Origin of the sequence: Bacillus cereus group sp. BfR-BA-01524 (assembly GCF_022662595.1) — a bacterium.
Taxonomy (GTDB): domain Bacteria; phylum Bacillota; class Bacilli; order Bacillales; family Bacillaceae_G; genus Bacillus_A; species Bacillus_A thuringiensis_S.
Genome location: NZ_JAKUDW010000079.1, coordinates 1 through 24,233, shown reverse-complemented (window position 1 = coordinate 24,233; position 24,233 = coordinate 1). Strand labels below are relative to the sequence as shown.

The following is a 24,233-nucleotide window of genomic DNA, read 5'->3' as shown; positions in this document are numbered from 1 at the left end:
CCGACTGGACCTACGGGACCGACTGGACCTACGGGGCCGACTGGACCTACGGGACCGACTGGGACTACTGGGACTACTGGACCTACGGGGCCGACTGGTGACACTGGGGCTACTGGACCTACGGGGCCGACTGGTGACACTGGGGCTACTGGACCTACAGGGCCAACTGGTGACACTGGGGCTACTGGACCTACAGGGCCGACTGGTGACACTGGGGCTACTGGACCTACAGGGCCGACTGGACCTACGGGGCCGACTGGACCTACGGGGCCGACTGGACCTACGGGGCCGACTGGACCTACAGGGCCGACTGGACCATCTGGGCTTGGGCTTCCAGCAGGATTGTATGCATTTAACTCCGGTGGAATTTCTTTAGATCTAGGAATTAATGATCCAGTACCATTTAATACTGTTGGATCTCAGTTTGGTACAGCAATTTCTCAATTAGATGCCGATACTTTCGTAATTAGTGAAACTGGATTCTATAAAATTACTGTTATCGTATACACTGCAGCAGTAAGTCTATTAGGAGGTCTTACAATCCAAGTGAATGGAGTACCTGTACCAGGTACTGGAACGAGTTTAATTTCAGTTGGAGCACCTATCGTTGTTCAAGCCATTACGCAAATTACGACAACTCCATCATTAGTTGAAGTAATCGTTACAGGGCTCGGGCTATCGTTAGCTCTTGGTACGAGTGCATCCATTATTATTGAAAAAGTTGCTTAATTTTTTACTTAGCAGTAAAACTGATATCAGTTTTACTGCTTTTTCAATTTCAAATTCAATCATGAAACATTCGTTATCTACATAATCATATTGTTGTATGACATTTCGCAGGAGGCACAAATATGGAAAGTAAATCTGCTGTTCAGCTTTATCTCGAATTGCTAAAGAAGACAATTTTATTTGAAATATGGTTGGAATATGAGGCATACTTACCCGCATCTCTACATATTTCGAAAGAAATAGAATTCGAACCAGTTACAGTCCCTCTCCCTTTATTCATTAAGCAATATGCTGAAAACCATAACTTAAAAATTGTAAAACCAAATGTTTCAAAAAGTGAACGTCATGATGGAATGGATTGGCCAAGAGCAGCACATAGCATGATTGGTCGAGAACGTATGAACCAATTACAAGAGGCAATGGAAACTGTTGTTCGTGAAAATATAGAGGGAGATTTTATTGAAACAGGTGTATGGCGCGGGGGATCATGCATTTTTATGAATGGTTTTTTACAAGCAAACGACATTACGAATCGTAATGTGTGGGTTGCAGATTCATTTGAAGGTTTGCCAGCACCGAATCTAGAACAATATCCAAAAGATTACGGTGATTATTTACACACATTCGATTACTTACGTGTCTCTTTAGAACAAGTACAAGAGAATTTCAAAAAATATGATTTACTAAATGATCAAGTGAAATTTTTAAAAGGCTGGTTTAAAGATACTTTACCAACAGCACCAATTGAAAAAATAGCAATTGCACGGCTTGATGGTGATATGTACGAATCCACCATGGATGGTCTCGTGAACTTATATGATAAAGTTTCTAAAGGTGGCTATATAATTATCGATGACTACGGGCTCCCGCCATGTGCTGAGGCTGTGACAGACTTTAGAAACCAACGAAATTTAAAAGCCCCTATTACTAAAATTGATGTATTTGGCGTTTATTGGAGAAAAGAATAAAAGAAGATTTAATCTATAGGAGATTCCATTTCTACTCATCCTTCTCTCACTTCTAATCCAATTAAGTATTCTTTTTCGGAATCTCCTTACATATAACAATTGTTTTCCTGTGTTCTCTCACTACAAATTGAAAATTTTATTAATAGAGTTACTGCAAATAACTGGATAAAACAAATACTGTTTACTGCATATTCTCACACAAGAAAGGGGTATATTCATGAGCGAACTTAACAAAGAAAGGACTTTACTCCCCCCTCCTGAACTCGTCCAATATGTAGGTGGCGACTTCAAAAAGGTTGGAAAAGAGTTCCTAAAGCATTTTATTCAAATTGGAGATTTAAAATCAAATGAAAAAGTATTAGATGTAGGCTGTGGCGTCGGCCGAATGGCTGTACCATTAATGAATTACTTAAATGATAATGGAGCGTATTATGGATTTGATTTGTTTAAAGATGGGATTACTTGGTGTCAAAATAACATTTCAACTATGCGTAATAATTTTCATTTTGAACATGTTGACATATACAATCAATTCTATAACCCAGAGGGAAAAGAAGATGCCTCTCAATATCGTTTTCCCTATGAAGACGGGACATTCGATTTTATCTTTTTAACTTCTGTATTTACGCATCTTCTCCCAAAAGAATTAGAACATTACGTATCTGAAATTGTACGTGTATTAAAAAAAGACGGTAGATGTTTCATTACATTCTTTCTAATAAATCCTGAATCGTCCTATTATTTAAATGCAGGACAAAGTACGTTAGGATTTTATCATCAAATTGAAAATTGCTACGTTGTAAATAAAGATATCCCCAATTTCGCAGTTGCTTATCCTGAAACAGATATTTGTACTCTATTAAATAAATACGGCTTAAAAGTAATGAATAAACCACATTACGGTTTATGGTGCGGCAGACAAGAATATACAAGTTATCAAGATATTGTTCTTACAAAAAAAAGAGTCTGAAAGGAAGTTACCTATGACGAGCGAAAAGAATCTACCTCTCGTTTCCATTCTTATTCCCACTTATAATCGACCTCATTATTTCAAAATCGCTCTCGAAAGTGCACTTGCTCAAAATTATCCAAACATCGAAATTATTGTAGGAGACGATAGTACGAATGATGAAACAGAAAAATTAATGCATGAAAAATACTTATCAAACCATTCCCATATAACATATATTCGAAATAGTGCTAACCTAGGACAATTTCTTAATGACCTCATGCTCTTAGAAAAATCTAGTGGAGAATACATAAATTTCTTAATGGACGATGACGTATTCCACACTAATAAAATTGAAAAAATGATGTTCTATTTCCAACAAGACGTAAATCAAAAACTCACACTTATTACATCATATCGTACTTGGATTGATGATAATGGAGATTTAATTGAAAATCACCCCGCTGTAAATAGATTGTATAGCGAAAACACTCTGCTAAGTGGGCTAGATTTTGGGAACCGTATGCTTTTATCTGGGCAGAATATTATCGGTGAGCCTACGACTGTACTCTTTCGAAAGCGACTATTAACAGAACCTTTTGGTACATTAATGGAAAGGAATTATTCTTGCAGTGTAGATATGGCCTCTTGGATAAGTTTACTTTCAAAAGGTGATGCGTTTTATATCACTGAGCCTTTAAGTTCATTTCGCTTTCATGCTGGACAGCAAGTACACCATAAATTACTTGAAGGATCTGAAGATTTTTCACATCTCGTTTTAACCTCAAAAAAGTATGGGTTCTTACAAAATTCCAATGATTATAGAGATAGCCTATTAAAAGCCTACGAATGGTGTATAGGTGCATTTGAATTTTATAAACAACACCCCAATCTCATTCCAGATGCACATCTACGTCTTTCCCGCTGTTTAAATATAATTATAAAAGAGCTAAATGCAAAATAACTTTGCATAAGGGAGGAGCTATTCCTCCCTATTATGTATGACTTTCCATAAATAGTGGAATAAATGTATGGACAGCCTACTTATATATTAATTTTAGAATGACTTCATCAACATATTTACTAGGCGATAGAAAGGATTACGCACATTGAAAGATACAAATCCTCAATACCAAATAGACTACGTATTACTATTTATTTTATTTGCCATTGGGATTGTTAGTTGTTGTGCTATTGCAAGTGCGCAAGCCTCTTTACCACCATTTTTACAAAACGTCAATTTTGTACTAAAGCAAATCCAATGGTACTGCATTGGATTTATAGCCATTGGTGTTATTATGATTATTGATTTCGATCGTTATCAAAAAATTGCTTGGTATTTGTATAGCTTTGCAATGGTACTACTTATTGGACTAGAACTTCAAGTACCAGGTGCCGTTACAATTAAAGGCGCTACCGCTTGGTACAGGCTCCCAGGCATCGGAAATTTTCAGCCCTCTGAAATTATGAAATTGTTTTTAATTATTGTCATTGGACGAATTATAGCAAATCATAATGAGAAATATTTTTCTCGAACAATGCGTGACGATTTTTTATTACTTGGAAAAATATTTGCGACAAGCTTGCCACCACTACTACTTATTGCAAAAGAACCAGATTTAGGAAACACAATGGTCATTTCAGCGATGCTTGCAGCAATGATACTAGTTTCTGGCATACGATGGCGTTTTATTTTCGGATTAGTTTCAGGTACTTTCGTGGCTGGATCTACATTAATATATATTTTTTTTACTCACACAGATTTCTTTAAAGCACACATTTTAAAAGAATATCAATTAAATCGCTTCTACGGATGGTTAGCACCTTACAAATATGATGCGCAAGGCTATCAATTAAGACAAGCATTCTTAGCGACTGGATCCGGAGAAATGCAAGGAAAAGGGTGGGAAAATGGACAAGTATATTTTCCGGAACCACATACAGATTTTATTTTCACTAACGTCGCTGAACAATTTGGATTTCTAGGCGCAAGTGTCATTATTTCACTTTTTTTCTTACTCATTTTTCGAATGATTCATATCGCTTTAGAAAGTAATGACCCTTTCGGTAGTTACATTTGCGCTGGTACAATCGGAATGTTTACTTTCCAAGTATTCCAAAATATCGGGATGACAATCGGATTACTTCCCATTACAGGGATAACATTACCTCTTATGAGCTACGGAGGAAGTTCACTGCTTACATACATGATTGCGATTGGATTCATTTTAAATGTTCGCTCAAGAACGAAAATCTTTATGTTTAAATGAACAACAGAAAAACGCTATATTTTTATCTCTATCTTTTTTTAGATATACTAATGAAAAATACGATGGAGGTTTAAATATGAAATATGACATTATAGGAGATATTCATGGATGCTTCCAAGAGTTTCAAAATTTAACAGAGAAGCTAGGATATAACTGGAGTAGCGGTCTACCGATTCACCCTGAACAACGTAAACTTGCATTCGTTGGTGATATTACAGACCGTGGTCCTCATTCATTACGTATGATTGAAGTTGTATGGGAACTTGTCATACATAAAAAAGAAGCTTATTACGCTCCTGGAAATCACTGTAATAAACTATATCGATTTTTCCTTGGGCGTAATGTAACAATCGCTCACGGACTTGAAACAACTGTTGCTGAATATGAGGCACTTCCTTCTCATAAGCAAAACATTATAAAAGAAAAGTTTATCACTCTTTATGAGCAATCACCGCTCTACCACATACTAGATAAAAAAAGAGTAATCGTATGTCACGCTGGGATTCAGCAAGATTACATAGGAAGACGAGATAAAAAAGTACAAACCTTTGTATTATATGGCGATATTACAGGAGAAAAGCATGCTGATGGCTCACCTGTCCGTCGCGATTGGGCGCAAGAATACAAGGGGCAAGCTTGGATTGTATATGGACATACACCAGTAAAAGAACCTCGATTCGTCAATCAGACAGTCAATATTGATACTGGTGCTGTATTTGGCGGCAAATTAACCGGATTACGTTATCCTGAAATGGAGACTTTCTCTGTCCCTTCTTCTTTACCTTTTGTCGCTGAGAAATTCCGTCCAATTTCATAACTACCTTACTTAGCGAGAGATTACTGTATTATTTAGGAAAATTTCATATAAAACTAGGTAAAGTAATTAAAAAAAGATGCAATAAAGTGCATCTTTTTTTAATTACCCTACATATAATGTCGCAGGAGGTGACAGAATGAAGAAAAAATCTTCTAAACAAAAAAGAAAATTTCCCCCTTTATATCTGCCCATGTACGGAATTAACAACTGGTGTAGTATTCGGGCGGCAGCGATAGAAGAGCTGGAAGAACAAGAGTCATCAAAAAAAAGTAAAGTAAAACCAACATATGTCTCTTTAGAAAATGCTGTGATGAGCCGCATAATCGATCGTAAAAAAATAAAGATGCAACAAAAAAATAAACAGCTCTCAAATCAAGATGAACAGGTACTACATTCTAACCAAACAGAAGAAAAGGCGGAAGAAAATATTTCTGCAGCAATAAATAAAAAAGTGGAACCAGAAATTCCAGCTGCTATTATAAACAAAGTAAAAAAAATAAAAGAAGCATTAGCTTCATCGAATGATATACAAACTGAAAAACCACTCATAATTGAGACACCTACACCTGAAAATACAAAAGTTAAAAGGGGCGGCCGATATGCATATGCGGAAGGGCTTCACTCTCATGCGGAGGGCATGGCAGCACATGCGGAAGGCTTATTAACACACGCAAAAGGTTCTTTCTCTCATGCAGAAGGATCAAACTCAAAAGCAACTGGACATAGTTCGCATAGTGAGGGAAGTGAAACGACAGCAGGCGGTGCTTATTCTCATGCGGAGGGTAAACAGACGATTGCTTTAGGCGAAGCAGCACACGCAGAAGGAACCGCAACTATCGCTAACGGATCCTCTTCTCATGCGGAAGGTCATCATACATCAACAGCTCATTTTGCAGGTAGCCATATTATGGGGCGCTTCGGCACTGCAGAAGAAGCTTATTCTTGGTTTATTGCAAATGGTGTAAACGACACCGACCATAATATCGGTGCTAAATGGCTTGCCCATAATGGAGAAATGTACATTGAGGGCGCGTCTTACAATGCAAGCGGAACGGATTTTGCACAAATGTTTGAAACAGAAGACCATAAACCTATTGATATCGGTTATTTCGTTACATTTAGTAGCGAAGAAAAAATTCGGATAGCTACTTCACACGATTCATTCATTTTAGGAATATCTAGTGCAACCCCTGCACTTATAGGAAATAGCGGGGCTTTAAGTTGGCAAAAACGTTATAAAACAGATAACTTTGGAAAACGCCAATATGTATGGACGGAAACAGAAGAAATACAACCTCTTTTAAATACAGAATGGGATCCAGCTTGCAAATATGTAGCCAGAAAAGATCGCGCCGAGTGGCTTCCTGTCGGATTAATTGGGCAAATGTTAGTACGTGATGACGGCACTTGCGAAACGCATGGATATTGTCGTCCAAATGACAATGGCATTGCTACAAAAGCCGAAAGTGGATTTTTCGTTATAAAGCGTACGGGTGAAAACCAAATTTTAATATTATTCCGCTAAGAAAAAAGGGAACAAAATTCTTTATAATATAAGAATTTTGTTCCCTTTTTAAGCATTCCTAAGTAACTCTTGCATATCGCTTGGAATCTTTATAGTGAAAGACATTTCTTTCTCTAAAATAGGATGATAAAACGTCAAAGATTTACTATGAAGTGCTTGCCGTTTCATTTCATCCCTTCTTCCTCCATATAAGTTATCACCGAGTAATGGATGTCCTATATGAGCCATATGCACACGAATTTGATGCGTTCTTCCTGTCTCAAGCTCCAGCGCTACATGTGTCTTATCATATGTACTATCAATTACTTTAAAATGAGTAATTGCCCTTTGTCCATCCTCACAAACCGTTCGCTCAATAATGCTATCAGATTTCCGACCAATTGGTGCATCAATCATTCCTTCTCGTTCTACCATCTCACCATGAACAATTGCTTCATAAGTTCGTTTCACAGCTTTTTGTTGATGCTGCTTAGATAAAAGATGATGCACGAAACGATTTTTTGCAATAAGCATAAGCCCTGAAGTATCACGATCTAACCGTGTTACAATGTGCACTGTACTTGCCAGATGCTGCTTATCATAATGAGATAAAATCGCATTGGCAACACTCCCTGTCGGATGTTCTCTAGACGGAATCGTTGACATGTTCGCCTCTTTATTAATGATAAGAACCGCATCATCTTCATATACAATGCATAAAGGGATATCTTCTGCCATCATCCCTTCACTTCTTTCCTCCACTGGAAAAAAGACACGTAATTCTTCACCAGCGCGCAACTGATGACGAACACTCGCATGTTGACTATTTACTTCAATTGCCCCGCCGTGAAACTTTATATCCGTTAAAGCGGCTTTAGAAATACCTTTCGTTTTCAAAAATTCCCTAACTAAAGTTCCCTCTTCAGCCAGCCCTATATCCCATTTCAATGTAAATCTGTTCAAATATATAACCCTTTCTATTTATCTGCAACAAACGAGTCACGAACTCGTTTCCAGAACGGGAACGGGCGGAAACGAACAAATCGTACTTTCTCGTTTGCGACGCGATACTGGATTGATTTCACATCTTGATGAACCATCGTTAAATGATCCACTGTAATTTGTAAGTTCATTCCTGCAGCCGGCTTTAACACACATGTATGATGCTTCGGCAATACGAGTGGCGATCCTACAGTACGAAACACACGATTGTTAATGGACGCCATTTCTGCAATTTGAATCGCTTCAATAGATGGGTGAATAATTGCTCCGCCAAGCGCTTTATTATACGCAGTACTTCCTGAAGGAGTAGAAATACAAAGGCCGTCCCCGCGGAATGTTTCAAAATATTCTCCGCGTATTTCTACTTCTGTTACTAATGTACCTTCTGCACTTTTTACAGTCGCCTCATTCATCGCTAAATACTGTGACTCTTTACTTCCATTCACATAGCGAATAATAACTTCTAAAAGCGGATATTCCACCACTTGGAATGGTGTTTTTGCAATCGCAATTACTAATTTCTCTACTTCTGTCGGTAACCAATCTGCATAAAAACCTAAATGTCCTGTATGTACACCAACAAATGCTGTTTCATCCAATCGATTATAATAACGATGAAACGCATACAAAAGCGTTCCATCTCCCCCAACAGAAATTACAATATCGGGTTCCTTTTCATCCATTATAAATCCAAAATCTAGCAAGTACTCTTTCATCGTGCTTGCCAGTGTATCTGATGATTGATCTCCCTTTGACATAATTGTAAATTTCATCGCCCAACACCCTTTAGTTTATGATTCGGAATCTTTCGTTTCTTGCTTTCTTGAAAAAGCCTTTTGCGCTTCTTGAATTTCAAGACGAATAGAAGACATTTCTTCATCTAATAAAAACGCCGCTTCAGCTGCACGTTGCAAGCGTATTTTAATATCTTCAGGAAAACGTCCACTATATTTATAATTTAAAGAATGCTCAATTGTTGCCCAAAAGTTCATTGCTAGCGTGCGTATTTGGATTTCTACCAATACTTTTTGTTCACCCTGAATCGTTTGAACAGGATAACTAATGACAACATGATAAGAACGATAACCGCTATCTTTCTTTTGCGTGACATAATCACGTTCTTCCACGATTTCAAAGTCATTTCGTTTTCGAAGATATTCTACAACAGGCTTAATCTCATCAACAAATTGACACATCATTCTAAGCCCAGCAATATCCTGCATATCTTCTCTCAATCGGTCTAGCGGTACATTTCTCTTCTCCGCTTTATCAATAATACTTGCAACCGACTTTACCCTTCCTGTTACAAACTCAATTGGAGAATGCTCTGTTAACATTGCAAATTGAGTACGCATTCCTTTTAGTTTCACTTTCAGCTCTGCCACCGCTTGGTGGTAAGGTGCTAAAAATTCTTCCCAATTTCGATTCATTTCAACCACCACCAAAATCAATCCATTTGCTTATAGAAATACTTTTTCTACAGCAGTTACTAGTTCTTCTCCGTAATTTGCATTACCTTCAATATTTTCAACTAAATATTCTACTTCTTCTTTTAATCCTTCTAATTCCATTTCAATGTCATTCACGCGGACGAACATGACCACATCATTATTCATCGCTTCATGCATTGCTTCCCAGCATGTGTGCGGAATACTTACATAAATGAAAGATGATTCGTTTTCTAAGATATATAAAAATGATAAATTGTCTGAGTCTACAAGTACGTGATTACGCGCACTTAACTCCTTTACCTCTATTTCACTATTTTCCGCACAAAAAATAAGAGCATTCTCTCTCTTTTCTACGCTCTTAACTTGGATTTTATTTTGCATGCTCTAACTCCTCCATCTCAACTTCCTGTCTTACTTAACAGTATTATTGTATCATAACATGGACGCAAACAAATAAAACATTGAACCAAATTTATGAAAAAGCGATAATGTGTAAAGAATTATTTTTCAAAAGGAGATCATACAATGACACAAGAAATTGAAATTGAATTCAAAAATATCGTTACAAAAGAAGAATTCGATACATTATGTAAATCGTTTTCTATTGAAGCATTTACGAAACAAGTGAATCACTACTTTGAAACACCTGACTTCTCTTTAAAAGAAGCTGGCTCTGCACTTCGTATTCGTCATAAAGGAGAAACTTATACGTTAACGTTGAAACAACCTGCAGAAATCGGCTTATTAGAAACGCATCAAGTCGTAACAGAAGACGAAGCAAAAATGATGATGGAAACAAACACAATCATTCAAGGAGCAGTAGTAGATCAACTACACAAATTACAAATTCCTGTTTCTGCTTTAACATATATGGGTAGTTTAACAACAGAAAGAGCCGAAACATTATTTAAAGGTGGAACGCTTGTCTTTGATCATAGTTTCTATTACAATCACGATGATTATGAAATTGAATTTGAAGTGCAAGATGAAGAAACAGGAAAAGCTGCATTTATTCATTTATTAACGCAACATAACATACCTGTTCGTCATACAAATAACAAAGTAAAACGCTTTTTCCTTGCCAAACAAAACAAAGCACGCTAAAGTGAAAATTCCACTAGTGAATATGTTTCGCTAGTGGATATACCTCACTAAAAAAATTTACATCCGTAGAATAAGCAAAGAATGTTTGAGAAGGCTGTTTATTTGCCCTCTCGAACATTCCATTGCTACAATAGATATACATTTCATGGAAAAAGGAGTTTATAAAGGATGAGCAAGCAACCGATGACACCATTTGAAGCAATTGGCGGTGAACAATGCATTGCAATATTAGTAGATACATTTTATTCCTATGTCAGTAAACACCCTGACTTATCTCCCATCTTCCCGGAAGATTTAACAGAAACCGCTAGGAAGCAGAAGCAATTTTTAACACAATATTTAGGTGGTCCTAATTTGTACACTGAAGAACATGGTCATCCTATGTTAAGAGCACGCCATCTTCCGTTTGAGATTACTCCAAAACGAGCAGAGGCTTGGCTATCATGTATGGAGCAAGCAATGGACGATACTGGAGTGCATGGTCATATAAGAGAGTTTGTTTTTGAACGTTTAGCATTAACCGCTCAGCATATGGTTAATACTCCAAACGAAACAGGTGAAGTGTAATGGATAAGCAGGAAGCAAAGCATATAAATATGCCATCTCCTTCCGCATGCGAGCATAAGTCTGTAGAAGCATATTTATTTATTGATCCACTTTGTAAAGATTGCTGGGAAATTGAGCCTTTTATTATTAAACTATGGCTTGAATACGGGAAATACTTCTCTATTCGTCATATCGTAACAGGAAAAGTGGATGGAACGAACGCTTCCTCACACAAATGGAATAAACCTGCTAATATTCGATTTGTGTGGGAAAAGACGACAAGTTTACAAGGTTTTTCATGTGATGGAAAGGTACATATGCAAGAAGCATCGTCAACACCATATTTAGTTTCGATGGCAATTAAGGCAGCGGAGTTACAGGGCCGAAAAGCAGGTTCGAAGTTTTTGCGAAAACTCCAAGAATACATTTTCCTTGAAAATGTATCAAACCCTGACTGCGAACTATTACTTGCATGTGCGAAAGATAGCAATATTGATGTAGAAGAATTTAAAAAAGATCTACATTCTGCTAGTGCAAAAAAAGCTTTCCAATGTGACTTGAAATTCACGAATGAGATGCATATTACAGAAATACCCTCCCTCGTCTTTTTTCATGCGAATTCAGATGAAGAAGGTATTAAAATCGCTGGAAATTATTCCTACGATGTATACGTACAATTATTAAAAGAACTTGTAAAATGTGAAATTGAGCCAGAACCATTACCACCTTTAGAAGTGTTACTAGAAGCAACACAATTTATATCTTCAAAAGAAGTAGCATTTATTTATGACTGTTCGCAACAAGAAATTGAGCGCGAACTTAAAAAATTACAACTGAAACGAAAAGTACAAATGATTGAAGTAAAATGCGAACGTTATTGGAAATGGATAGCAAAAGAAAAAGACCTGGTGTAAACACCAGGTCTTTTTCTTTACGGCTTATAAAAATATTAAAGGGGATGGGAGAAATTTTCACGTTCAAACAAAGGGGTATATGTTTGTATGTGAATTCGTTCACGCTTATTATATTACAAGATTCGACGCCAGATGACAACCCCTTTTGTCGAATTTCACACTTTTGTCACATTCTAAACGTTTTCATTTTTGAATAAGCTATAAAAAAGGTCATTTAGGGGGGTTATTTATGAAAAAATCTTATATTGCTCTTCTCTTTCTAGCTGTCATCGTTTCTTTTTTCTTGTACATCCTATCTCTGCTACAAGCTTTTCCTAAAATTATTGCCTTACCTCTTTTATTCGGAATCATCGTGATCACTCTCTCTTATTTCAATCATAAAAAACGATTCAAAGGGTTTTAATTTCAAAAATCAGCCGTAAAACTATCCTTTCAGTTAAAAAAACAAAGAAATCCACCTTGTTTTTTCGACAAATATCGACATTGAATCTATTCAACAAAAAAGACGAGGGTACAATCCCTCGTCTTTTTTCATTACTTTTCTTCAAATAATAATGCTTCTAACTCATTTAATTTCTCTTCAAATACTTGTAATGCCTCTTTTACTGGTTCAGGAGATGCCATATCTACTCCTGCTTTTTTCAGCACTTCAATTGGATAATCAGAGCTTCCTGCTTTTAAGAACTCGTTAATATAACGTTCTACTGCTGGTTGTCCTTCTTCTAAAATCTGTTTAGATAGAGCTGTCGCTGCACTAAATCCTGTTGCGTATTGATATACGTAATAGTTGTAGTAGAAGTGCGGAATACGAGACCATTCTAAACCAATCTCTTCGTCGATTACTAAAGCCTCACCGAAATATTTCTTATTTAAATCGTAGTAGGTTTCCGTTAGCATATCTGGCGTAACTGCATGTCCTTCTTGTACTTTCTTATGAATAATATGTTCAAACTCTGCAAACATCGTTTGACGGAATACAGTACCACGGAATCCTTCTAAATAATGATTTAATAAATATAGACGCTCTTTCTTATCTTCTGTCGTTTTTAGTAAATAATCATTTAGAAGCGCTTCATTACAAGTTGATGCCACTTCTGCTACGAAGATGGAATAATCACCATATACGTGCGGTTGTGTTTTTCTTGTATAGTAACTATGCACCGAATGACCAAACTCATGAGCAAGTGTAAATAAATTATTTACATTATCATGCCAGTTCATTAAAATATACGGATTTGTTCCATATGCACCAGATGAATATGCCCCGCTTCGTTTTCCTTTATTCTCATACACATCTACCCAGCGATTTTCATATGCCTCTTTCAAAATATCAACATATTCATCACCAAGTACGTTTAAAGATTTTAATAAAAGGTCTTGCGCTTCTTCGTATTTCACATTCATTTTCACTTCTGGTACAAGTGGTGTGTATAAATCATACATATGAAGCTCATCAAGTCCTAATGCACGCTTACGAATATCGATGTAACGGTGTAATAAATGTAAGTTATCATTTACCGTTTCAACGAGTTGATCGTATACTGCTTCCGGAATATTATTATTGCTCAGTGCAGCTTGGCGAGCAGAATCATATTTACGAACACGCGCATTGAAATTATTACGTTTTACTGCTCCGCTTAACGTACTTGCGAATGTATTTTTAAATTTTCCATACGTTTCATATACAGCTTTAAATGCATCTTCGCGAACACGAGGATCATCACTTTCTAAAAACTGAATGTAACGACCATGTGTAATTTCTATTTCTTCTCCGTCTTCACCTTTAATAGATGGGAATTTTAAATCCGCGTTATTCAACATACCGAATGTATTGCTTGACGAACTCATTACTTCAGATGCTTCCGCTAATAAAGCTTCCTCAGCTTCTGATAATACGTGCGGGCGTTGACGTGTAATTTCTTCTAATGCATGTTCATATACACTTAAATCTCTATTTTCCTTCAAGAATGTTTGCAGTGTATCTGCTGAAATCGATAAAATTTCAGGCACAATATACGCTGTGCTACTAGATACTTGTGAATATAAATTTGTTGCGCGATCATTTAATGCTTGATATACAGAGTTTGTTGTATCTTGATCGTAACGCATATGAGCATATGTATATAGCTTACCTAATCGCATTGAAATTTCATCTTCATATTGCAATGCCTCAAGTAAATTGTCCGCAGAGTCACCAAGTTTCCCTTTAAATTCAGTTAACTTCGGTAATAGCCCTTTAATAGCCTGGAATTCTTTTTCCCATTCTGCATCCGTTTGGAAAATATCTTCTAATCGCCACGTACTTGCTTCTTCAATCTCGTTGCGATCTGGTAATGCTTTCGCTTTGTTTTGTTCAGACATCCTTTAAGCCCTCCTTTAAATATCTCTACTTAAGTACAATTCGTTTTTTTCTTATGTAATTCCTTCACAATCATTCTTTATTATATCCCCTTTTCCTCCTCTCATGTTAAAATTTGCCTCAAATAAAGATAGCGCATGTATTAAGCAAATCTCATCATGTTTCATAATTTCCTCCTCTGTTTTTAACATCACTACACCCCTTATTTTTCGGTACGTATAAGTTCCCACTTTATGCAATACACCTATATAGCATAAAAATGTCATATATTCATTAACTGCCACTTTCCATGTTTGCTGTGAAAAGTACGGAAGTATCCGCCTTTTCGTATACCTTTTTACATAACTACACACGTATTGAAGAGAAATACACTCTCCTACTGCAAGCTCCCCTATACACTTCATATATAGAAAAGCTTGCCATATAAATGGATTGGTTTGAAAAGCAAATCCAGAAGGAAGTGGAACACCAATTTCAGAAGGAAAGCTCGCTGGGGTACATTTAAATTGATATAAGAGGCGTAATAATGACTTATAATTATAATTCCAAATCGGCAGGGCATTTTGGCGAAAGTATTTCTTTCTCTTCTTCCACTCTTCCCTTAGTATCTCTTTCTCGAAAGGAACCGGAGAAAAAAGCATTTCAAAAGTAGTTTTATCGGTTGGTAAATATACAGTATGCGCGAAAAAGATGTTTGTAGAAAATGGAGTGACAAATGCACATTTCATAAATGATTTTTCTTTCGAACAGAAGAAAATAAGAAATGGTTGAGGATAAGATTGTAAGGAGAAAGCCATAAGTGAGGAGAATTTCATCCAATATGCAGATTGCTTTTTCAATTGATTTCCACCAGCGATCCAAATGACCTGTATACCAGCTTGCCAATACGAATATGTTCTTTTATACAGCTGCTCTATAGCGAGGTTTGCGCATTGGTATTCAATTGCAATTTTTCTGCCCGCCCTCTCTACAAAAACATCTGGTCGTTGCTTAATTTCTGGAAGGTAGTACTCTATATCCACCTGAAAGTTTTGATGTTTGAACCATCTATATAACAATTCTTTACCGCGCATATGATACGTTGATTCCGCTTCATAAAAGGCCAGACATGAATCCACTTTTTTATGAGCAAAATGCCAACTTTTTTGTTTTCCTAATTTCATTTGCACTTCCTTTCCACAAGCTACACAAAAGAATCGTTCCTGTTGGCGCATACGGCGCAAAAGCTCTTCATTACAATTATAGAGTAAATGAATTTTTTCTCCGGTTTCTCTTTTAGCGATAAATATCGTAATCACACCCTTTCAGCTCCTTATATTCTACAATTTGTTACAAATTCCTTTTAAAAAAGAGATGTCCCAATTTCGGACATCTCTTTTTATAATAAAGGTGATAATAACCGATACGTTGATTCAACAATTCGTCTATGAAGACGTCTTTTATGAAAATGATCAACATGAATTTCACTTGATTCTTCTAAGTCATCTTTAAAGTCTTGAACAAGTCTTTTAATGCTATCTGTATCATATAAAAAGGCATTTACTTCAAAATTCAAATGAAAACTTCTCATATCCATATTAGCTGTCCCAATTGAAGCTAAATCAGAATCAACGATGACAATTTTACTATGAAGAAAACCTTTTTCGTATTCATATATCTTTACTCCTGCGTCTAAAAGCTCTGGGAAGTACGATCTCGATGCGTAAAAGACAGTACGCTTATCAGGTTTACTCGGCATTAATAAACGAACATCAATACCAGCAAGTGCAGCAACCTTTAATGCGGATAAAATATCATCATCCGGAATAAAATACGGCGTTGCAATCCAAATAGATTTCCGAGCAGAAGCGATCATTGCGAAATATAAATGCTTAATCGTTTCCCACTTATTATCAGGGCCACCTGCGACTAACTGCACTCCTCCCCAATGATCACCCTCAACTGCTTTTGCTTGTAAATATTCAGGGGCTAGCACAGCCTCTCCAGTCATATAAAACCAATCTTGAAGGAAAATAAGCTGTAAACTTTGAACCGCTTCACCACGTAAATACAAATGCGTGTCTCGCCAGAAGCCAAAATATTTATTTTTCCCTAAATACTCATCACCGATATTTAATCCGCCTACAAACCCTTCGTTCCCATCAATCACAACAATTTTCCTATGATTTCGATAATTAATCTTATCGTTTAAAATCGGAAAGCGCACAGGAAAGAACGGAATCATTTCTACACCTGCATCGTTTAATTCATCAATATACGATTTCGATAACTTAAAACTTCCAACCGCATCATATAAAAAGCGAACAACAACGCCCTCTTTTGATTTTTGTATTAAAATATCTTTAATTTCTGTTCCTAATTTATCATCACGCACAATGTAATATTCCATATGAATGTGATGTTTCGCTCGTTTTAGCCCATCTAAAATAGCCCGAAACGTTTCATCTCCATTTGTTAATGTTCTCGTTTCAGTTTGAAATGAAATATTTAAAGCACCTAATCGATCTGCTAAACGAAATAATAGCTCCTGATGTTTGTGATTGCGCAAAATTCGTTCTTCATGATCTTCATGCCCTTTATATTGTAAAAATGCCTGTTCATCGAGTAATGCCTTCTTTTGAAACATTCTTTTTCTCCGAAAATTTTGTCCAAATAATAAATAAGCAAAGAAGCCAAATACCGGAAAAATACCTAACACAATTAACCATGTAAGTGTTTTAGATGGATGCCGATTTTCTAAGAAAATAACACAACCAATCAAAAATGCAGATACTGTAAACAAAATACTAATAATACCTAAAATCGAAACATCTTTTATCCCAATCACATCTGAATAAAATGCTACATCAATAAACATACGTAACGAAACAAATAATGCGAACAATAGCAGGACAAAGAAGATCAGCTTTAACGTATTTTTCATCTCTTACCTCCTAACTAAGAAAGCTTTCCTATTCTTCATATAAAAAGCCGATTTCATACTACAGAAATCGGCCTACGTTTTAGCAGGAAAATTATTGCGAATCGTTTCAAGCGCATGCTCTTTCACAATTTGTTTCCCATACTCACTTACACGATGAATTGTTAAAGTTGATTCTTCTCCATATTCTAAAATAATACTTAAAATACGATCGATTTCTTCTTCATCATGTAGCACTTCATCGAATTCCACATATACATAATAGCGGTCCTCAAATGAATGCAGCTCATCTTTTATATCTTCAAAGATAAGACGATGACTTAATGAAATGACATCTTCAAAATCATTAAATTTAATTAAAAAGCCAAACGTACCATCTTCATTAAAGTTTGTTCCTGTTTGTTCTTCTACCTCTTCGACTAATTCTTGTTGAAATAATGATTCGATGCCTTCATCTAGAGGAATATCTATAATTTTGTCTACCCCTATCGGTAGTTCCAGCTTTTGTCCATCCTTTGAAAGCTCTGCTTTCGTGACAAGTACTTCAATCCCTTTATCGACTGCTTGCACTTGAATCCATAACGGCCCATCAATAAAGAAATCGTCATGATCACGAGCTTCGTCCATCATCTCCCAAAAGAGCTCTTCACTTCGTTCGCGATCATACCAAATTTCTTCACGATTAAATCCTCTGTCCTCTATATCAATGTACGTAATAAAAAATTTCATCGTATGATCATTAATTCTTTCAATATCCAAAATACAACTCTCCCTTCCTGCTTAGAATTGTTATGAAGGGATTCCCCACTCATATGACAAATCAATAGATTCTTGTACTCTCATTTTATGATAAGATTCTCCAGAAGGGAAATAAAATCGATTTATTTTACAAAAATAGTTATATGCCTACCTTACTCGATCCTCTACATAAATATATTATTATAGCGATTTCTTATTCACAAAAAATTTGGACATACATTTCCACATTCCCCCGTACACTGTAATAAAGTGAAACTTCTATTGGAAGAGATTATTTAACAACAACTTTCTTCATCACATACATATAGTTCGCTTATTAAAACATCATAAATGGAGGCAGACGAATGGACTTAGAGTTTTTAACATCCGTACTAATGATTGTCGGTATCGATGTTGTATTAGGTGGTGACAATGCAATCGTCATCGCACTAGCCAGCCGAAATTTACCTGAATCAAAACGAAATAAAGCTATTTTGATTGGTACTCTTTTAGCAATCGTACTAAGAATTGTCCTTACTATACTAGCTGTCTATTTACTCGACATTCCATTTCTACAATTGATTGGCGGGGTTTTACTTACATTAATTGCGGTCAATTTATTAACTGATGATAACAACGACCTTTCTGCTATTCAAGGAAAAACAACTTTATTCCAAGCTGTGCGGACAATTGTTTTCGCGGATCTCGTTATGGGGTTTGATAATGTTATTGCCATTGCAGGTGCAGCTCACGGGAGATTTTTACTCGTCATAATCGGCTTACTCATTTCTATCCCTATTATTATTTGGGGCAGTAAACTTATTTTAATACTTATGGAACGATTTCCATTCCTCATTTATTGCGGTGCAGCGATTCTTGCCTATACTGCAGGGAAAATGGTTACACATGAAGACAGACTTGCAACCTTTTTTCATAACAACCCAAGTTTCACTGCAAGCATTCCTTATTTGTTCATTTTCACTATTTTATGCATCGGCTTTATCGTACAACAAGTTCGATTACGCAATGTGAAACATTAAAAAAAACCTTCTACTATATAATAGGTAGAAGGTTTTCATATTATTATAATTAATTTACAAGACGTTGTGCTTCACGTAATTGGAACGTTCTTACTGTACGTGGTAAGAAACGGCGAATTTCGTCTTCGTTGTAACCAACTTGAAGGCGTTTCTCGTCAATCATAATTGGACGACGTAAAATCCCTGGATAATCACGAATCATCTTATATAAATCTTGAAGTGGTAAAGATTCTAAGTTTACATTCAATTCTTGGAAAACTTTCGAACGAGTAGAAATAATCTCATCCGTTCCGCTTTCTGTCATACGTAAAATCTCTTTAATTTCCTCAATCGTTAATGGATCTGAGAAAATATTACGTTCTGTATAAGGAATATGATTTTCCTCTAGCCATAATTTCGCCTTTCTACAAGACGTACAGCTTGGAGAACTATATAATGTTACCATACAAAGCTCACTCTCCTTAAAGAGTACAAATTCTGTACTAAATACAGTTTTAATTTCTAATTTCAGCAATTTTTCGCGATAACTTGTCTTATTGAAAAGTACAAAACTCGCATTTCATGTAAGCAACAACTTATAATAAACAACAATTACTTTTAATAAGTAACTTCTATAATCATTATACAATAGATTTTGCAAGAAATATACAGTAAATTTCCTGCTAGTTGAGAAAACTCTTCCGTGTATTCCACTGCTATGTAACATGATTACGCTCACTTCAGCTGTACTTTAACAATAACTTTCAATCCCTTTAATACTCACTTCCCATAGATTTTTCATATAATATATAGTTATTTATCTATAATCTTCCCTATGAAAAAGAGAACGTTTTCTTACTTTTTCTTGATAATTCAATTAAGAAATGTAAGACTATGTAAATGAGAATAAAAAGGAACGTTTGTTCTAACCTTAACAAACATTCTCCCTCTTGTCTACACGATTTCTAAAGTAAACTAAAAATTTTTCTGACATTTCTTTCTTTTTCATTTTTTATCTCATACAATAAACATACAGACAGGCAAAGGGGGAGTTTGCAAATGATTGCTTTTTTTATTGATTTTATTACGGTTGCTGCCCTCATCATCGGAATAACTGCATTGATTGGTGTTATTACAAATAGCATCGGCGAAAAGCTCTTTGGTGGAAAAGAAAAAATGAAGTTTGTTAACAAAAGTTTGGATGTACAATCCGGCTGGAATCAAGTTGGCGGAAAAGGCATTTATAAGAAACGAACGTATTAAAAAAAAGCAGGTGGTTAGCCTGCTTTTTTTTATTTTCCTACGGATGCCCACTTAAAGCTTAAATCTCCGCCATATTTATGGTTGTACATATCTTTAATTGTTTCTCTTTGTAAGTATGCTCTACCACGTTGATATACTGGAACAATCGCAGCGTCATCAAGTAACATTTTTTCTGCTTCTAATAAGTTCTTCCAACGAGCATTTACATCGCTTCCATCTTTTTTCGCCTTCATAATGATTTCATCGTATTTCGGATTAGAGTACTTCATCTTATTTTGTGACCCATCTGTTACAAACATATCAAGATATGTAATCGGATCTGGGAAGTCCGCACTCCATCCAGAGAATGACATGACATAATCGCCCGCATCTTCTAATTTTAGTTTTTGCGCGAATGGTTGTTGTTTAATTTTCACTGTTAAACCTGGTAAATTCTTTTCTAATTCACCTTTTAAATATTCACCAGTTTTCTTTGATAACTCTACATCTTCATTTAATAATTCTAATTCGATTTCATTTTTACCAAGTTCTTTTTTACCAGCTTCCCAATATTTCTTCGCTTCTTTCACGTTTGGTTTTACAATATCCCCATTTACAGCACGGAAATCTTTTTTATCTGGTCCTTTAATGAAGTTATCAGGAATTAATCCTGTCGCGGCCTTAGAACCGTTGTTTAATAATGTATCAACGAACGGCTTACGATCAAAAGCAAGTGAAATTGCTTTACGAATATTTTTATTTGCTAAAGCTGGATCTTTTTGATTTAAACGTAGGAAGAATACAGATGTATCTTCTACTGTTTGGAAATCTGGTTTTCCTTTATATTTATCGATAAACTCCGCTAATAACGACGCTCGATCAATTGCATTTGTTTCATATAAGTTAATTGGCGTAGATGTATCTTTTACAATATTAAAGTTTACTTCTTCAATCTTCACTTCTTTATTGTCCCAATATGATGAGTTCTTTGTCATTTTAAAGCTACGTTCATGCTGCCAATCGCTTAATGTAAATGGTCCGTTATAAAGTGTTGTATTTGCTTCTAAACCAAACTTTGCACCTTGCTCTTTAACAAACTTCTCATTCACAGGATAGAAGATTGGATATACCATTAAATCTACAAGATATGGAATGGAATTGTCTAATTCAACTTCTAATGTGTAATCATCAATTGCTTTTACACCTAGTTGATCAGGACTCATCTCTTTTTTATTAATTTTCTCTGCATTTTTTATATCGTACATAATATAAGCTGATTTCGCAGCTGTATCTGGATTAATCGCTCTTTGCCATGCGTATACGAAATCTTTCGCTGTCACAGGCTCACCGTTTGACCATTTCGCGTCTTCACGTAACTTAAACGTATACTTTTTACCGTCTTCTGACTTTTTAAATTCCTTCGCTACACCTGGAACTAGCTTATCATCTTTTCCTAAACTGTATAAGCCTTCCATCGTATTGTTCATTACTCTTGAAGAAACTGCGTCAGCTGATAATGCTGTGTCCATCGTTGGAATTTCTTGTGTTTCAATTAAGTTAATAACTTGCTTCGCACCGCTTTTCCCGCTATCCCCTTTTGCGTTTGCTTGCGGTTCATCTTTTTGATAGCTACATGCCCCTAACATCATGCTCATCGCTACTGTTGATGCTACAAAAACTGGTATCTTTTTTTTCATACTTCCACCCTCCAAAAAAATGTTAGCCCTTTCATTTTCAAACAGAAAGAAATATATATATGTTCTAATAATTCATATTATACACACAAATATATTTTTTGTATATTTATATTTCTATTTCATTAAAGTTTTCTGTTAAAAAATATATCTTTGTAAACGTTTTATATTGCTGATTCCCCTTACTAAAGTGCCGGAAATAATTATTTTTATATTTTTCTAAATTATCAGAGAAAAACAAATTTTATATTTCATAATACTTTATGTATAATTATCCCACCCTTTTTAACATAAAGTAGCAGTCCCTTCATATTAAAAATATGTAGGCTAAAATGAGTGCAAAGGATAAGAAAGTATGTTACGATACATTTTGCTAAAAATAGATATCGGTAAAGAGGGGACGGACATGACAGCAATTCAGGCAAAAAATGGGCCGACAGAGAAATTAAGTTTATTCTTATTAACATGGCCTATTTTTCTAGAAGTTTTTCTTTTTATGTTGATGGGGATCGCTGATACGTTCATGTTAAGTGCATTATCAGACGATGCTGTATCTGGGGTTGGTGCAGCGAATCAATATCTTCATATTGCGATTTTGGTATTAGAAGTCATCGGGAACGGCGCTGCTATCGTTGTATCTCAATACCTCGGTTCCAGACGCTTTATGGAAGCATCTAAAATATCAGCATTAGCCGTCACATTAAATTTAATAGTTGGGCTCGTTATAAGCGCTGGTTTTCTTTTATTTTCGAAACATATGATGCTCGCAATGAACTTACAAGGCGATGTACTAACGTATGCGCAAAACTACTTATCTATCGTCGGAGGGGCTATCTTCCTGCAAGCTATCATTAACTCATTAGCCGCAATTATCCGTGTACACGGTTTTACAAAGCAAGCGATGTTTATTTCACTCGGAATGAATATTATTCATATCGCTGGAAACTACGCACTCATTTTCGGGAAATTTGGTTTCCCAGAGCTCGGTGTACAAGGGGCTGCAATTTCTTCCGCTATCAGTCGATTGATCGCACTTATTGTTTTCTTCTGGTTACTATACCGCGTTATGGAATATCGTGTGAAATTACAATATTACTTCACTTTATCCAAAGAATACATTGGGAAAATTTTAAAAATCGGCATTCCATCTGCATTTGAACAAGTGATGTATCAAGCTTGTCAAATCGTCTTCCTTTATTACGCAACGTACTTAGGAACGGAATCATTAGCTGCTAGACAATACGCTACTAACATTTCCATGTTCACTTATTTATTTGCAATTGCGATTGGTATGGGAACAGCCATTATTATTGGCCGCCTTGTTGGTGGTGGGGAAAAGGATGAAGCATACGAACGCTTGTGGAAAAGTGTAAAATGGGCGATTGGTGTAACTTTATGTATGGTCGCTCTCGTTATTACATTCCGTACACAATTAATGGGACTGTTTACAGATAATCCGCACATTATCGGGTTAGGCGCAAGTGTTCTTTTACTAAGTGTATTACTTGAAACGGGACGTACGATGAACATCGTCATCATTAATTCGCTTCGTGCAGCTGGTGATGCAAAATATCCTGTTTTAATCGGTGCATTCTCTATGGTGTTAATGAGTTTACCACTAGGTTACTTTTTCGCCTTTCATTTAGATATGGGGCTCGTTGGTATTTGGCTAGCGATCGCCATCGACGAATGGACGCGTGCCATTATTATGTTCTTCCGCTGGAAAAGCAGGGCGTGGGAACGTTACGCACTTGTGAAACCAGAAGAGCAAGACGAGATTGGTTCTGTTCAGGCACAGTAGCACTTGTTTGATCATGATGTAGTTATTAATAAATGCAATTTATATCGACTTACCGACAACTCATTTATATAGTAGAAAAAAGCCATCCTTCCTTAGTGAAGTGACCCCCGAAAGTTAGACAGGTCGTTTCATTAGGCAGCCTCTAGGGTATGAGCCCGGTATTGTACTGGGCTCATACCCTTTAATTTTGCCTTAATTCTTTTATG

At 36.0% G+C, this 24,233-nt stretch carries 23 protein-coding genes and 1 pseudogene; 14 read left to right on the top strand and 10 right to left on the bottom strand.

Annotated features, from left to right (window positions below; translation table 11 throughout):
* From bclA to MR170_RS22850, 7 genes and pseudogenes are all read left to right on the top strand, one after another.
* A pseudogene (gene bclA, locus MR170_RS22880) lies at positions 1 to 729 on the top strand (collagen-like exosporium glycoprotein BclA); the annotation flags it as partial.
* 122 nt (positions 730 to 851) lie between these two features.
* The gene (locus MR170_RS22875) at positions 852 to 1,697 is read left to right on the top strand and encodes a TylF/MycF family methyltransferase (protein ID WP_242309444.1); all 846 of its coding nucleotides are present in this window, start codon (positions 852 to 854) and stop codon (positions 1,695 to 1,697) included.
* Positions 1,698 to 1,914: 217 nt separating this feature from the next.
* Positions 1,915 to 2,667 (top strand): class I SAM-dependent methyltransferase, encoded by a 753-nt coding sequence (locus MR170_RS22870; protein ID WP_242309442.1) that lies wholly within the window; start codon positions 1,915 to 1,917, stop codon positions 2,665 to 2,667.
* A gap of 13 nt (positions 2,668 to 2,680) precedes the next feature.
* Positions 2,681 to 3,610, top strand: coding sequence for a glycosyltransferase family 2 protein (locus MR170_RS22865; RefSeq protein WP_242309440.1), 930 nt, complete (start codon positions 2,681 to 2,683; stop codon positions 3,608 to 3,610).
* A 145-nt stretch (positions 3,611 to 3,755) separates the two neighbouring features.
* Entirely contained in the window at positions 3,756 to 4,916 is a 1,161-nt protein-coding gene (locus MR170_RS22860) for an FtsW/RodA/SpoVE family cell cycle protein (protein WP_242309438.1), read from the top strand.
* Positions 4,917 to 4,992: 76 nt separating this feature from the next.
* Complete coding sequence (prpE, locus tag MR170_RS22855) at positions 4,993 to 5,733, top strand: bis(5'-nucleosyl)-tetraphosphatase PrpE (protein WP_242309436.1); 741 nt, start codon at positions 4,993 to 4,995, stop codon at positions 5,731 to 5,733.
* Between the two features lie 136 nt (positions 5,734 to 5,869).
* A complete protein-coding gene (locus MR170_RS22850) occupies positions 5,870 to 7,258 on the top strand; it encodes a peptidase G2 autoproteolytic cleavage domain-containing protein (RefSeq protein WP_043937655.1) in 1,389 nt (462 codons plus the stop codon).
* 48 nt (positions 7,259 to 7,306) lie between these two features.
* Here MR170_RS22850 and MR170_RS22845 read toward each other — a convergent pair whose 3' ends face one another.
* The 4 genes from MR170_RS22845 to MR170_RS22830 are packed head-to-tail and all read right to left on the bottom strand — an operon-like array spanning position 7,307 to position 10,071.
* Positions 7,307 to 8,200, bottom strand: a complete 894-nt coding sequence (locus MR170_RS22845; RefSeq protein WP_242309434.1) for an RluA family pseudouridine synthase — start codon at positions 8,198 to 8,200, stop codon at positions 7,307 to 7,309.
* 14 nt (positions 8,201 to 8,214) lie between these two features.
* Entirely contained in the window at positions 8,215 to 9,012 is a 798-nt protein-coding gene (locus MR170_RS22840) for an NAD kinase (protein ID WP_000673190.1), read from the bottom strand.
* Positions 9,013 to 9,030: 18 nt separating this feature from the next.
* On the bottom strand, positions 9,031 to 9,669 hold the full coding sequence (gene yjbM / locus MR170_RS22835) for a GTP diphosphokinase (RefSeq protein ID WP_001081482.1): 639 nt from the start codon (positions 9,667 to 9,669) through the stop codon (positions 9,031 to 9,033).
* 30 nt (positions 9,670 to 9,699) lie between these two features.
* Positions 9,700 to 10,071: a UPF0738 family protein gene (locus tag MR170_RS22830; RefSeq protein WP_001180003.1), complete on the bottom strand. Its 372-nt coding sequence runs from the start codon at positions 10,069 to 10,071 to the stop codon at positions 9,700 to 9,702.
* Between the two features lie 144 nt (positions 10,072 to 10,215).
* On the opposite strand from MR170_RS22830, the gene MR170_RS22825 reads away from it, so the two are divergent.
* The 4 genes from MR170_RS22825 to MR170_RS22810 all read left to right on the top strand — a co-directional run bounded on the left by MR170_RS22825 (position 10,216) and on the right by MR170_RS22810 (position 12,657).
* Positions 10,216 to 10,794, top strand: coding sequence for a CYTH domain-containing protein (locus MR170_RS22825; protein WP_000191122.1), 579 nt, complete (start codon positions 10,216 to 10,218; stop codon positions 10,792 to 10,794).
* Positions 10,795 to 10,962: 168 nt separating this feature from the next.
* Positions 10,963 to 11,361 carry a globin domain-containing protein gene (locus MR170_RS22820; RefSeq protein WP_000043386.1) on the top strand — a complete coding sequence of 133 codons (399 nt, stop codon included), beginning with the start codon at positions 10,963 to 10,965 and terminating at the stop codon, positions 11,359 to 11,361.
* A complete protein-coding gene (locus MR170_RS22815) occupies positions 11,361 to 12,254 on the top strand; it encodes a ClpXP adapter SpxH family protein (RefSeq protein ID WP_016082463.1) in 894 nt (297 codons plus the stop codon). The genes MR170_RS22820 and MR170_RS22815 overlap by 1 nt, the downstream gene beginning before the upstream one ends.
* A gap of 229 nt (positions 12,255 to 12,483) precedes the next feature.
* Positions 12,484 to 12,657, top strand: coding sequence for a hypothetical protein (locus MR170_RS22810; protein WP_000750354.1), 174 nt, complete (start codon positions 12,484 to 12,486; stop codon positions 12,655 to 12,657).
* Between the two features lie 131 nt (positions 12,658 to 12,788).
* Here MR170_RS22810 and pepF read toward each other — a convergent pair whose 3' ends face one another.
* The 4 genes from pepF to mecA form a co-directional block, all read right to left on the bottom strand.
* Positions 12,789 to 14,615: an oligoendopeptidase F gene (pepF, locus tag MR170_RS22805; protein ID WP_242309432.1), complete on the bottom strand. Its 1,827-nt coding sequence runs from the start codon at positions 14,613 to 14,615 to the stop codon at positions 12,789 to 12,791.
* A gap of 51 nt (positions 14,616 to 14,666) precedes the next feature.
* Positions 14,667 to 15,911 carry a competence protein CoiA gene (locus tag MR170_RS22800; RefSeq protein ID WP_242309430.1) on the bottom strand — a complete coding sequence of 415 codons (1,245 nt, stop codon included), beginning with the start codon at positions 15,909 to 15,911 and terminating at the stop codon, positions 14,667 to 14,669.
* Positions 15,912 to 15,991: 80 nt separating this feature from the next.
* Positions 15,992 to 17,536 (bottom strand): cardiolipin synthase, encoded by a 1,545-nt coding sequence (locus MR170_RS22795; RefSeq protein WP_029442140.1) that lies wholly within the window; start codon positions 17,534 to 17,536, stop codon positions 15,992 to 15,994.
* A gap of 72 nt (positions 17,537 to 17,608) precedes the next feature.
* Positions 17,609 to 18,292 (bottom strand): adaptor protein MecA, encoded by a 684-nt coding sequence (mecA, locus tag MR170_RS22790; RefSeq protein WP_016082467.1) that lies wholly within the window; start codon positions 18,290 to 18,292, stop codon positions 17,609 to 17,611.
* 344 nt (positions 18,293 to 18,636) lie between these two features.
* On the opposite strand from mecA, the gene MR170_RS22785 reads away from it, so the two are divergent.
* Complete coding sequence (locus tag MR170_RS22785; RefSeq protein WP_242309428.1) at positions 18,637 to 19,311, top strand: TerC family protein; 675 nt, start codon at positions 18,637 to 18,639, stop codon at positions 19,309 to 19,311.
* 49 nt (positions 19,312 to 19,360) lie between these two features.
* Here MR170_RS22785 and spx read toward each other — a convergent pair whose 3' ends face one another.
* Entirely contained in the window at positions 19,361 to 19,756 is a 396-nt protein-coding gene (spx, locus tag MR170_RS22780) for a transcriptional regulator Spx (protein WP_000258267.1), read from the bottom strand.
* A 593-nt stretch (positions 19,757 to 20,349) separates the two neighbouring features.
* On the opposite strand from spx, the gene MR170_RS22775 reads away from it, so the two are divergent.
* On the top strand, positions 20,350 to 20,553 hold the full coding sequence (locus tag MR170_RS22775) for a hypothetical protein (protein WP_000559971.1): 204 nt from the start codon (positions 20,350 to 20,352) through the stop codon (positions 20,551 to 20,553).
* A 29-nt stretch (positions 20,554 to 20,582) separates the two neighbouring features.
* On the opposite strand, the gene MR170_RS22770 is transcribed toward MR170_RS22775, so the two are convergent.
* Positions 20,583 to 22,229: a peptide ABC transporter substrate-binding protein gene (locus MR170_RS22770; RefSeq protein WP_029442138.1), complete on the bottom strand. Its 1,647-nt coding sequence runs from the start codon at positions 22,227 to 22,229 to the stop codon at positions 20,583 to 20,585.
* Positions 22,230 to 22,581: 352 nt separating this feature from the next.
* Between MR170_RS22770 and MR170_RS22765 the strand changes: the two genes are divergently transcribed.
* Positions 22,582 to 24,027: an MATE family efflux transporter gene (locus MR170_RS22765; protein WP_029442137.1), complete on the top strand. Its 1,446-nt coding sequence runs from the start codon at positions 22,582 to 22,584 to the stop codon at positions 24,025 to 24,027.
* The last annotated feature ends 206 nt before the right edge of the window (positions 24,028 to 24,233 follow it).